Origin of the sequence: Leclercia pneumoniae, from assembly GCF_017348915.1 — a bacterium.
GTDB classification, from domain to species: Bacteria; Pseudomonadota; Gammaproteobacteria; order Enterobacterales; family Enterobacteriaceae; genus Enterobacter; species Enterobacter pneumoniae.
In genome coordinates, this window is record NZ_CP071383.1 from 3586582 (window position 1) to 3597592 (window position 11011).

The 11011-nt window shown below is 56.1% G+C and carries 8 protein-coding genes and 1 tRNA gene; 6 read left to right on the forward strand and 3 right to left on the reverse strand.

Translation table 11 applies throughout. The features are described 5' to 3' along the window. The first annotated feature begins 73 nt into the window (after window positions 1-73). Window positions 74-1333, forward strand: coding sequence for a nucleoside permease (locus JZ655_RS17390; RefSeq protein WP_046887158.1), 1260 nt, complete (start codon window positions 74-76; stop codon window positions 1331-1333). A 36-nt stretch (window positions 1334-1369) separates the two neighbouring features. Here the strand turns inward: JZ655_RS17390 and JZ655_RS17395 are convergent, their stop codons facing one another. Further along, entirely contained in the window at window positions 1370-3505 is a 2136-nt protein-coding gene (locus tag JZ655_RS17395) for an ornithine decarboxylase (protein WP_207292389.1), read from the reverse strand. A 399-nt stretch (window positions 3506-3904) separates the two neighbouring features. Here JZ655_RS17395 and JZ655_RS17400 point away from each other — a divergent pair, with 399 nt between their 5' ends. From JZ655_RS17400 to JZ655_RS17420, 5 genes are all read left to right on the forward strand, one after another. Beyond that, complete coding sequence (locus tag JZ655_RS17400; protein WP_040074057.1) at window positions 3905-4615, forward strand: DUF554 domain-containing protein; 711 nt, start codon at window positions 3905-3907, stop codon at window positions 4613-4615. A gap of 95 nt (window positions 4616-4710) precedes the next feature. Next, window positions 4711-4786: transfer RNA gene (locus JZ655_RS17405), tRNA-Phe, on the forward strand. Between the two features lie 167 nt (window positions 4787-4953). Further along, a protein-coding gene (locus tag JZ655_RS17410; protein ID WP_242637262.1) for an IS1-like element IS1A family transposase occupies window positions 4954-5651 on the forward strand; the annotation gives its coding sequence in 2 pieces (ribosomal slippage) (window positions 4954-5203 and window positions 5203-5651; 699 coding nt in all). 149 nt (window positions 5652-5800) lie between these two features. Beyond that, the gene (locus JZ655_RS17415) at window positions 5801-8611 is read left to right on the forward strand and encodes an autotransporter family protein (protein ID WP_207292390.1); all 2811 of its coding nucleotides are present in this window, start codon (window positions 5801-5803) and stop codon (window positions 8609-8611) included. Window positions 8612-8726: 115 nt separating this feature from the next. Next, a complete protein-coding gene (locus JZ655_RS17420) occupies window positions 8727-9350 on the forward strand; it encodes a DUF2238 domain-containing protein (RefSeq protein WP_040074049.1) in 624 nt (207 codons plus the stop codon). Here JZ655_RS17420 and cobT read toward each other — a convergent pair. Next, window positions 9340-10389: a nicotinate-nucleotide--dimethylbenzimidazole phosphoribosyltransferase gene (gene cobT, locus JZ655_RS17425; RefSeq protein WP_207292391.1), complete on the reverse strand. Its 1050-nt coding sequence runs from the start codon at window positions 10387-10389 to the stop codon at window positions 9340-9342. The genes JZ655_RS17420 and cobT overlap by 11 nt on opposite strands. 11 nt (window positions 10390-10400) lie before the next feature. Continuing rightward, window positions 10401-11009, reverse strand: coding sequence for an adenosylcobalamin/alpha-ribazole phosphatase (locus JZ655_RS17430; RefSeq protein ID WP_207292392.1), 609 nt, complete (start codon window positions 11007-11009; stop codon window positions 10401-10403). Window positions 11010-11011 lie beyond the last annotated feature (2 nt).

An 11011-nucleotide genomic window follows, 5' to 3' on the forward strand; every position in this document is an offset into this window, starting at 1 on the left:
GAATTGCACCAAATAGCCCCCCCTGAATGTTTACACACTAACAATTAGCCCGCTCACTTGTGAGGAAAGCAACATGAACCTTAAGCTGCAGCTTAAAATTTTGTCATTTCTGCAGTTCTGCCTGTGGGGGAGCTGGCTAACCACGCTCGGCTCCTACATGTTTGTCACGCTGAAATTTGATGGCGCATCCATCGGGGCGGTATACAGCTCGCTCGGTATCGCGGCGGTGTTTATGCCGACGTTGCTGGGGATTGTGGCGGATAAGTGGATCAGTGCGAAGTGGTTGTACGCACTCTGTCACCTTGTAGGCGCAGCAACGCTATTTATGGCGGCCGGGGTGACCACGCCTGGGGCGATGTTTGCGGTCATTCTGCTTAACTCGCTGGCCTATATGCCAACGCTTGGGCTGATCAACTCGATCTCCTACTATCGCCTGAAAACGGCAGGTATGGATATCGTGACCGACTTCCCGCCAATCCGTATCTGGGGCACCATCGGCTTTATCATGGCGATGTGGGCGGTGAGCTTCTCTGGGTTCGAACTGAGCCATATGCAGCTCTATATCGGCGCGGCGCTCTCCGTACTGCTGGTGCTGTTCACCCTGACGCTGCCGCATATCCCGGTTTCCAACCAGCAGAAAAACCAGAGCTGGAGCAGCATGCTCGGTCTGGATGCGTTTGCGCTGTTCAAAAATAAACGCATGGCGATCTTCTTTATCTTCTCGATGCTGCTGGGCGCTGAACTGCAAATCACCAACATGTTCGGCAATACGTTCCTGCACAGCTTTGATAACGATCCGCTCTTCTCGGGTAGCTTTATCGTTGAACACGCGTCGGTAATGATGTCGATTTCGCAGATCTCCGAGACGCTGTTTATCCTGACTATCCCGTTCTTCCTGAGCCGCTATGGCATCAAGAACGTGATGCTGATCAGTATCGCCGCGTGGATGCTGCGCTTTGGTCTGTTCGCTTACGGTGACCCGTCTGCCTTCGGCACCGTGCTGCTGGTGCTGTCGATGATTGTCTACGGCTGCGCCTTCGACTTCTTCAACATCTCGGGTTCCGTGTTTGTCGAGAAAGAGGTTCGCCCTGAAATTCGCGCCAGTGCGCAGGGGATGTTCCTGATGATGACCAACGGCTTCGGCTGTATTCTCGGTGGGATTGTGAGCGGTAAGGTTGTGGAGATGTATACCACTAACGGCATTACCGACTGGCAGCCGGTATGGCTAATCTTCGCCGGTTACTCCGTGGTGCTGTTCTTTGCCTTCATGGCTCTGTTCAAATACAAACATGTTCGTACTGCGGATGGCGTTCAGCCCATCGCACACTCGTAAGATGTTGCCCCTCTCCCGCGGGAGAGGGGCTGTGCATCACTTCAGCACATAGCCGTACAACCGCTTAATTCCGTCCGCATCCTTTTCGCTGTAGACTCCCTGTAGCTCCGGTGAGAAGCCGGGCAGAAGATTAACCCCCTCTTCCAGCGCCAGGAAGTAACGCTGTACCGCCCCGCCCCACACTTCGCCAGGCACAACGCACAGCACGCCCGGTGGATAAGGCAACGCCCCTTCAGCAGCGATACGCCCTTCCGCTTCGCTAATACGCACCAGCTTCACGTCGCCGCGGATAAACCCCTGGTTAGCATCCTGCGGGTTCATCGCCACCGGCGGCAGGCTCTCCTGTCGGAACATCGCTTTTTGCAAATCTTTCACATCAAAGCTGACGTACAGATCGTGCATCTCCTGGCATAGCTGACGCAGGGTGTAGTCGCGGTAGCGCACCGGATACTTCTGCCAGATGGTGGGCAGCACATCCGCCAGCGGCGTATCGTCTTCAATGTGCTGTTCAAACTGGCCGAGCATTGCCACCAGCTGCGCCATCTTATCTGCACTCTCCGCCGGGGTGAGCAGGAAGAGGATTGAGTTGAGGTCGCATTTCTCCGGCACAATCCCGTTTTCACGCAGATAGTGCGCCAGAATAGTCGCCGGAATACCGAAGTCGGTGTACTCCCCGGTTTGCGCGTCGATGCCGGGGGTGGTCAGCAGTAGCTTGCAGGGATCGACAAAATATTGCTCACTGGCGTAGCCCTCAAAGCCATGCCATTTTGCTCCCGGCTCAAAGCTAAAGAAGCGCAGTTCACTGGCAATCGCGTGGGTGGGATGGTCCTGCCAGGGTCGCCCGCCTACCTCCGGCGGAATAAACGGACGTATCATTTTGCAGTTAGCGATAATCGCTTTACGCGCTTCAATACCCAGCGCGACGCACTCAGCCCAGAGACGGCGTCCGCTCTCCCCTTCGTGCATTTTGGCGTTCACATCCAGCGCGGCAAACAGCGGATAGAACGGGCTGGTAGAGGCATGCAGCATAAAGGCATTATTCAGGCGCTTATGCGGGCAGAAGCGTGCCTGGCCGCGAATGTGGTTATCTTTTTTGTGAATTTGCGAGGTTTGCGAGAACCCGGCCTGCTGTTTGTGCACCGACTGGGTGACAAAAATACCTGGATCGTTCTCGTTCAGTTCCAGTAACAGCGGTGAGCTGTCAGCCATCATCGGGATAAACTGCTCATAACCGACCCATGCCGAGTCAAACAGGATGTAGTCACAGAGGTGACCAATTTTGTCGATGACCTGACGAGCATTGTAGATGGTGCCATCGTAGGTGCCGAGCTGGATCACCGCCAGGCGGAACGGACGTGCATCGTTCGCCTTCGCGGGTGCCACCTCGCGAATCAATTTTCGCAGATAGTCATCGTTAAAGCAGTGTTCATCAATCCCGCCGATAAAGCCAAACGGGTTTCGCGCCGCCTCCAGATAGACCGGCGTCGCACCGGCCTGAATCAGCGCTCCATGATGGTTTGATTTATGGTTGTTGCGGTCAAACAGCACCAGGTCGCCACGGGTGAGCAGCGCATTGGTCACCACTTTGTTAGCGGCAGAGGTGCCGTTCAGCACGAAGTAGGTTTTGTCGGCGTTAAAGACCTTTGCCGCGAATTTCTGCGCATGCTTGGCCGAGCCTTCGTGGATCAGCAGATCGCCCAGTTTGACGTCGGCGTTGCACATATCGGCGCGAAAGAGATTCTCGCCAAAAAAGTCGAAGAACTGACGCCCGGCCGGGTGCTTTTTAAAGAAGGCACCGTGCTGATGGCCAGGGCAGGCAAAGGTGCTGTTCTCCATGGCAACGTACTGGGTCAGGGTGTCAAAAAATGGCGGCAGCAGCGTCTCTTCGTAGTGGCAGGCGGCGTTTTCGAGCTCCAGCCACTCCTGCGCTTTACCCGCGATGACGGCGGCAACCCCGGCAGGCGCATCCAGCGGCTCTTGCGAGAACATAAATACAGGTAGCTGGAACCCCGTGCGTTTCAGTAAGGCCAGGATACCGCTGTGACTATCAGCGAGGGTAATGACGACTGCCGCCACATCCGTAAAATCGGTGTTATCCAGCGTCACCACTTCCCGGTGCGTGGACAAGGCGGAAACCAGCTCGCGGCTGACGGCAATTTTCATTGTTTTCATAAGCGCAAATACCCGTTAAAGGCGAGAAAAAGCCCCGGACAGGGTGACAACCCTGCCCAACGAATGTGTCTGACCGGAGTTCAGCTCCGACCGCCAGACATCAGTAAAAGCAGAGCATGTCTGATTTTACTGCTGTCCTGCAGCGAGCGTGCGATACCCTCACCGCATGGTGAGGATAGAGGAGAAAGCGGAGATACGGCCAGCCATTCGCAAAGCGACATACAACATATTCATAGGCGGCCCCGTATCCTGAAGGAGAAAATTCGCGCAATAATGTCACCTTTCGCCAGGGGGCGCAAGGAAGAATCCTTATGCAGAAAAGCGGCTAAGAATTGGCGATTACTCTCTGAAAAGAGTAATAATAATGCAATATCAATGAGTAATTAACAGGAGTCCATTTTGGTTATCGGCCCCTTTATCAATGCAAGTGCCGTGCTGCTGGGCGGCGTGCTTGGCGCGGTTTTAAGCCAGCGTTTACCTGAGCGTATTCGCTCCTCCATGCCGTCGATTTTTGGTCTGGCCTCGCTGGGTATCGGCATTCTGCTGGTCATCAAGTGCGCCAACCTGCCGGTGATGGTGCTGGCGACCCTGCTCGGTGCGTTGATCGGCGAATTTTGCTATCTGGAAAAAGGTATTAATGGCGCTGTCGGCAAAGCCAAAAATCTGATCTCGCGCGGCAAGAACGCTGCTGGCGCGCACGATTCATTTATTCAGAGCTATGTGGCAATCATTATTCTCTTCTGCGCCAGCGGCACCGGTATTTTTGGCTCGATGCAGGAGGGGATGACCGGCGACCCGAGCATTCTTATCGCTAAGGCATTTCTCGATTTCTTCACCGCCACCATCTTTGCCACCACGCTGGGTATCGCCGTGGCGGCGATTAGCGTGCCGATGTTGCTGATTCAGCTTGCTTTGGCGACCTGTGCCACACTCATATTGCCGCTCACCACTCCCGCGATGATGGCCGATTTTACTGCCGTGGGTGGCCTGCTGCTGCTGGCAACCGGGTTGCGGATTTGCGGCATTAAGATGTTCGCCGTGGTGAATATGCTTCCCGCGTTGATCATCGCTATGCCGCTCTCGGCCCTGTGGACGGCCTTTTTTGCCTGAGTTCGCAGCAATCTGGCGAGAGAGTGTGCAGTCTGTAGCGAAAACAACAAATTTCGTTGACGAGAATGGGCGGATCGGGTTTAATGCGGCCCGTTGCCCGGATAGCTCAGTCGGTAGAGCAGGGGATTGAAAATCCCCGTGTCCTTGGTTCGATTCCGAGTCCGGGCACCACTATTTAGAAGAACCCGCCTATGGCGGGTTTTTTGCTTTCTGGAGCCGGACTCTCCATCGAACTTCGTTCGATTATTCGCTGCAAACACTTAAATCATTCAACCTGCAAATCGGTGATGCTGCCAACTTACTGATTTAGTGTATGATGGTGTTTTTGAGGTGCTCCAGTGGCTTCTGTTTCTATCAGCTGTCCCTCCTGTTCAGCTACTGACGGGGTGGTGCGTAACGGCAAAAGCACCGCCGGACATCAGCGCTATCTCTGCTCTCACTGCCGTAAAACATGGCAACTGCAGTTCACTTACACCGCTTCTCAACCCGGTACGCACCAGAAAATCATTGATATGGCCATGAATGGCGTTGGATGCCGGGCAACCGCCCGCATTATGGGCGTTGGCCTCAACACGATTTTACGTCACTTAAAAAACTCAGGCCGCAGTCGGTAACCTCGCGCATACAGCCGGGCAGTGACGTCATCGTCTGCGCGGAAATGGACGAACAGTGGGGCTATGTCGGGGCTAAATCGCTCCAGCGCTGGCTGTTTTACGCGTATGACAGGCTCCGGAAGACGGTTGTTGCGCACGTATTCGGTGAACGCACTATGGCGACGCTGGGGCGTCTTATGAGCCTGCTGTCACCCTTTGACGTGGTGATATGGATGACGGATGGCTGGCCGCTGTATGAATCCCGCCTGAAGGGAAAGCTGCACGTAATCAGCAAGCGATATACGCAGCGAATTGAGCGGCATAACCTGAATCTGAGGCAGCACCTGGCACGGCTGGGACGGAAGTCGCTGTCGTTCTCAAAATCGGTGGAGCTGCATGACAAAGTCATCGGGCATTATCTGAACATAAAACACTATCAATAAGTTGGAGTCATTACCGCGATCTCGTTATCACGACCTCTGCTGATAGCGTCATTATTGATGACCCACTGATCGGTAACCCCACCACGGCGTTAGCGGTGAACTCGGGTATTACTGTTGGAACCCTTATTAATAACAGCCATATTCAGGATATGGCTGACAATAATTCTTATAGCAATCTTAATATTGCCCAAATTGATGGTAATGTCGGTACACTGATTAACAATGGCACCCTTGCCAGCGTCAATCGCTATCACTATGGCAGTATTCTTGAAGTCAGTTCTGCCGGTGTAGTTTCAAACTTCATCAACCATGGCAAAATTGAATTTTCATCCGACAGCTATAGCCTTAATTATTACGATACTGGCGCGATTGATAATGCCGGCAATATCGGCACGCTGACTAACGCAGTTGATGGCACAATTAACGGGCCACGCGGTATCAGTAACCTGGGGCGAATTGATAATTTAAATAACGCCGGGGTCATCGCAACCGAATCAGGAAATATGCCAGGATTTGGCAACAATGGCGCTATTTACAACAGCGGCTCCATCGGTACGCTGCATAACACCGGAAGTCTGATCGCCACTGAGGATATGATGGGTGACAGCTCAGGGGTTTATAACCAGGGCACCATCACCACGCTGATTAACGATAATACCATTGAGGCCAGTAACAGCGGCATTCACAACTACGGTATCATCAATACCCTCGAGAATAATGGCACGATCCACGGCAGCATTGGTATCTTTGACAGTACCTCCGGCACTACCTCAATCAAGAGTATCGTTAATAACGGCGAGATCGTTGGTAGTTACTCAGGTATTTACCTGATTAATTTCAATACCACGCCGGATGCCATGACCATTGTGAATAACGGCGTGATAAGCGGCCAGACCTACGCGCTCTATATTTACAGCGACATCAATAATGGCAATGCCAGCGCTGACGTGACGCTGACTAACACCAATATGGTGAAGGGCATTATTGAATCCCGTAGCCCTGTCGCGCTGAAAATTAACGGCGGCGATCACTCCGTGGGCGTGCTGACCGGCCTTGATGGTCTCAACACTGTCGGCACCATTACCACCACCAAATCCGATCTCATCTTTGGTACCGGTTCCCTGTTGCTGAATGACAACGTGTTGACCAACAACAGCACCGTGGTGAACGACGCGGCCTCGCTGCAGGTGAATAACGCCATCAGCATCACCGGCGATTACCATCAAAAAGCCGCTGCGACGCTGATTTCCGGGATCTCCGATCTGGCGACCCAGGACCTCGACCTGCTGAGCGACAGTGGCTACGGCCGCCTGAACGTTAGCGGCAACGCCGTCATCGACGCGGGTTCCAGCGTTAACCTACTGCGTACCGGCAGCACCTACAAATTCGCTGAAGGTCAGCGCTATGTGGTGATTAACGCGCAGGGCGCGGACACGCAATACAACGCCAGCGCGTTGAAATATAAAGCCGTCGGTTATAACGGCAAGGTTTACGGTTCAGTGTATGAGGTTGATGCCAATAAAGCCCTGGTGCTGACCGTGGGCCCACAGAACAGTGAACCGGATGTGGTGACGAACCCAACCAAACCTGAGCCGACAGCGCCGACGCAGCCGACGCAGCCGACGCCAACTCAACCGACTACGCCGACAAAGCCGACCCCAACTCTGCCGACAACGCCGACGAAGCCGACTCCGACTCAGCCGACGCCGACGCAGCCCACTCAGCCAACTCAGCCGGCGCAACCTGAGCCGACTCTGCCGACGCAACCGACTCAGCCATCACAACCTGAGCCGACAGAACCTGCACAGCCAGGTAAACACAGCTGGGCTACCACGCCAACCGCAACCGCGGCGCTGGGCGGTCTGAGCAACTACTCTGGCATCGCTTCCCCGCAGCTGCTTGAACTGTATAACGCCTCTTTAGCGATCGATGGCACTGCAGAAGCCAACCGCGTGGGCGAGAAGCTTTCTCCGGGTCAGAACATCAACACCAGCACCGCAGCAGGGGTAGCAACCTCTACCGCGCAGGCCGTGGTTGGCGCACACATTGATGCCGTACGCAATCCACAGGCCTCCGGCACCACGGGCGTGGCGACCGGCGACGACTATAGCGCGAACTGGATCGTCTGGGGTCAGCCGTTTGGCGGTTATGCCCGTCAGGACAGCACCCGCGATATCAGCGGTTACTCCGCCAAATTCGGCGGTCTGATCCTCGGCGCCGACCGCGCGCTGGGCGACGACTGGCGTCTGGGTGCGGCGGTGAACTACAGCAACACCTCTGTTCACGGTAAAGACAACCTGAGTGGTAACACCTCTACCGCCGATAACTACGGTGTGATTGCTTACGCAGGTTATACCGGCGAACCCTGGTACCTGAACCTCTCCGCAGGGCTGAACCGTCAGAACTACAGCTCCGTTCGTCGCGCTGAGTTCACCGGTTTCTCCGGCTCCGCTCAGGGTAAATTTAACGGCTCTTCCGTCACCCTGCAGACCGAGTTCGGTTACCCGATCACCCTGCCGGCAGACGTGGTCGTCACGCCGCTCGCCAGCCTGACTTACGGTTATCAGCATGTTGATGGCTATACCGAGACAGGCGGAAACGGCATGGCGCTGGACGTGGGCAGCACCCACTCTGAATCGGTGGTGAGTGATATCGGTGCCCGCATCGAAAAAACCTTCGACACTGGTCTGGGTAAGCTGACGCCATTCGCACAGGTTTCCTGGATCCACCAGTATGACAACCGTCAAATGAGCAGCCGTGCGACCTACGCCGCAGATACCATTGGTGAAACCAGCTTCATCACCAAAGGCGCGGCCCCGGTCGAAGATATGGCCGGTCTGGCGGTTGGTAGCACGCTATATGACGCAAACGAGTTGAGCATTGATGCCCGTTACGATCTGCAGGCAGGTGACCGTTACCAGGCGCATACCTTCAGTCTGCGTTTACGTAAGATGTTCTGATAACCACAGCTGAAAAACGGGGCCACTACGGGCCCCGTTTTTTTATCCCTTTGCCAGCCATTGAATTTTTACCCCTGCAGGTCGATAGTAGTCATTTTTCAATAAGTAGAATGCTATGACTGCAACCACGCTCTCCCCGGCATTAAAAGGCGGCGCGCTGATCCTGCTGCTTGTCCTGATCTACACCGGTGTCTATACCGGCGACCGTATCACCTGGCTGATGGAAGTCACGCCGGTGGTGATCGTTGTGCCTCTACTGCTGGCAACCCATCAGCGCTATCCCTTAACCCCGCTGCTCTACATTCTGATTTTCTTCCACGCCCTCATTTTGATGGTCGGCGGGATGTACACCTATGCCAAAGTGCCCATCGGTTTTGAGGTGCAGGCGCTGTTCGACCTCAGCCGCAACCCCTACGACAAATTGGGTCACTTCTTCCAGGGGCTGGTGCCGGCCCTGGCCGCGCGGGAGATCTTGCTGCGCGGTCATTACGTTCAGGGGCGCAAAATGACCGCGTTTCTGGTCTGCTGCATTGCGCTGGCCATTAGCGCCACCTATGAGCTGATCGAGTGGTGGGCGGCGCTGGCGATGGGACAAGGCGCGGATGATTTCCTCGGGACCCAGGGCGATCCCTGGGATACCCAGTCGGATATGTTCTGCGCCCTGCTCGGCGCGCTCACCACCGTCCTGCTGCTCGGGCGCACTCATCAGCGACAGCTAATGAGGACGGTTAAGCCTTAAGGTCAATGCCGCTGTGCGCCAGCACGCCCATCTGGCTATACATGGCGCAGGCGGCGCTGACGATCGACATGCCCAGCGCGGCGCCGCTCCCCTCGCCAAGCCGGAGGTCGAGCCAGAGATAGGGCTGTAAACCAAGATGTTCCAGCGCACGCTGCGATCCCTTCTCTGCCGAGAAATGGGAAGGGATACAGTAGTGTTTCACCGCCGGCGCGATCTGGCAGGCCGCGATTGCCGAAGCGTAAGAGAGAAATCCGTCGAGCACCACCGGCAGTCCGCAGGCCCCGGCCCCCAGGATAACCCCGGTCATCCCCACCAGGTCATACCCCCCTACCTTCGCCAGCACGTCCAGCGCATCGGCGGGATTGGGCTGATTAACGCGGATGGCCTGCCTGACAATCGCCTCCTTGTGCTGCAGCCGCTCGGGGGGCAGGTTTGCACCATGCCCCACCACCTCATGCGGATCGCAGCCGCACAGGACGCTGATCATCGCCGAGGCGGGGGTGGTGTTCGCCATCCCCAGCTCACCGGTACCCAACACCGCGATCCCCGCTGCGGCTCGCTGTTTTACCAGCTCAGCGCTCGCCAGCAGGATCTGTTCCGCCTGCTCGCGACGCATTGCCGGGCCGACGGCGATGTTATCGCTGCCCCGCGCCACTTTCAGGCTGAGCATCCCGTCGAGTGGGTCGCCGTTAATGCCCACATCCACCGGCAGCACCGTCGTCTGGTTGCTTTTCGCCAGCACGCAGACGCCAGAGGAGCCATTGAGCATATTCTGCGCCTGAAGACGGGTGACCGCCTGCGGAGCCAGCGCAACCCCCTCCTGATAGACACCGTGGTCGGCGCACATCACGATAATCTCTTTGGCCAGATCGCCCAGCGGCGGCAGCCCCCGCATACCCGCCAGTTGAATAGCCAGCGCCTCCAGCCTGCCAAGGCTATTCAGCGGCTTCACCAGACCATCAATGTGCTGCGCGGCCTGCGCCATTTTCTCTGCGTCCAGCGGGGCGATCGCCGCCACCAGCGCTTCTATGCTCTGCATCGGTGTTATTCTCACTGTTCTGAACGAAAAAGACTTTGATGATTAAAGTGGCGTAAGATCATAAACCCACCGCGATTTTCCACCATCGTCCAGCTGTCCTGCTGAAACGGAAAGTGCCACATCGCCTCTGCCGGCATACGCAGCCAGTGGGCCAGCATCAGGCTTAATACGCCCTGATGAGCGACGACCAGGCTGTCACCGTCATCCTGTTGTTGCGCCAACTCGTCGGCAACGCTTTTTACCCGCCCGGCAAATTCGGCAAAGGGCTCACCGCCGCCGGGGGTGACGTTCTGCCAGTCATCCACCCAGCGCTGCCACGCCTGGGGTTCCTCTTCGGCAATGCTGCTGTGGTGGCGCATCTCCCAGCTGCCGAAGTGCATCTCGTTGAGCCGGGGATCGCTGTTAGTAATAATGCCGTTGGGCACCACCAGCCGGGCGGTTTGCTGCGCGCGCTGAAGCTGGCTGCAGTGAATTTGCCCGAAGGTGAGCGTCGCCAGACACTCCCCCACTCGCCGCCCCTGCTCAATGCCTTTATCGGTTAATGGCAGGTCGGTGCTGCCGTAAAAGAGGCCGCTCTCATTGGCTGCGGTTTGCCCGTGACGTACCAGAACCAGGCGCATGG

What these genes read in the sequence shown, in the direction of transcription:
- JZ655_RS17390 (WP_046887158.1), top strand. Translation starts at nt 74, where the DNA reads ATGAACCTTAAGCTGCAGCTTAAAATTTTGTCATTTCTGCAGTTCTGC.
- JZ655_RS17395 (WP_207292389.1), bottom strand. Translation starts at nt 3,505, where the DNA reads ATGAAAACAATGAAAATTGCCGTCAGCCGCGAGCTGGTTTCCGCCTTG.
- JZ655_RS17415 (WP_207292390.1), top strand. Translation starts at nt 5,801, where the DNA reads ATGGCTGACAATAATTCTTATAGCAATCTTAATATTGCCCAAATTGAT.
- JZ655_RS17420 (WP_040074049.1), top strand. Translation starts at nt 8,727, where the DNA reads ATGACTGCAACCACGCTCTCCCCGGCATTAAAAGGCGGCGCGCTGATC.
- cobT (WP_207292391.1), bottom strand. Translation starts at nt 10,389, where the DNA reads ATGCAGAGCATAGAAGCGCTGGTGGCGGCGATCGCCCCGCTGGACGCA.
- JZ655_RS17430 (WP_207292392.1), bottom strand. Translation starts at nt 11,009, where the DNA reads ATGCGCCTGGTTCTGGTACGTCACGGGCAAACCGCAGCCAATGAGAGC.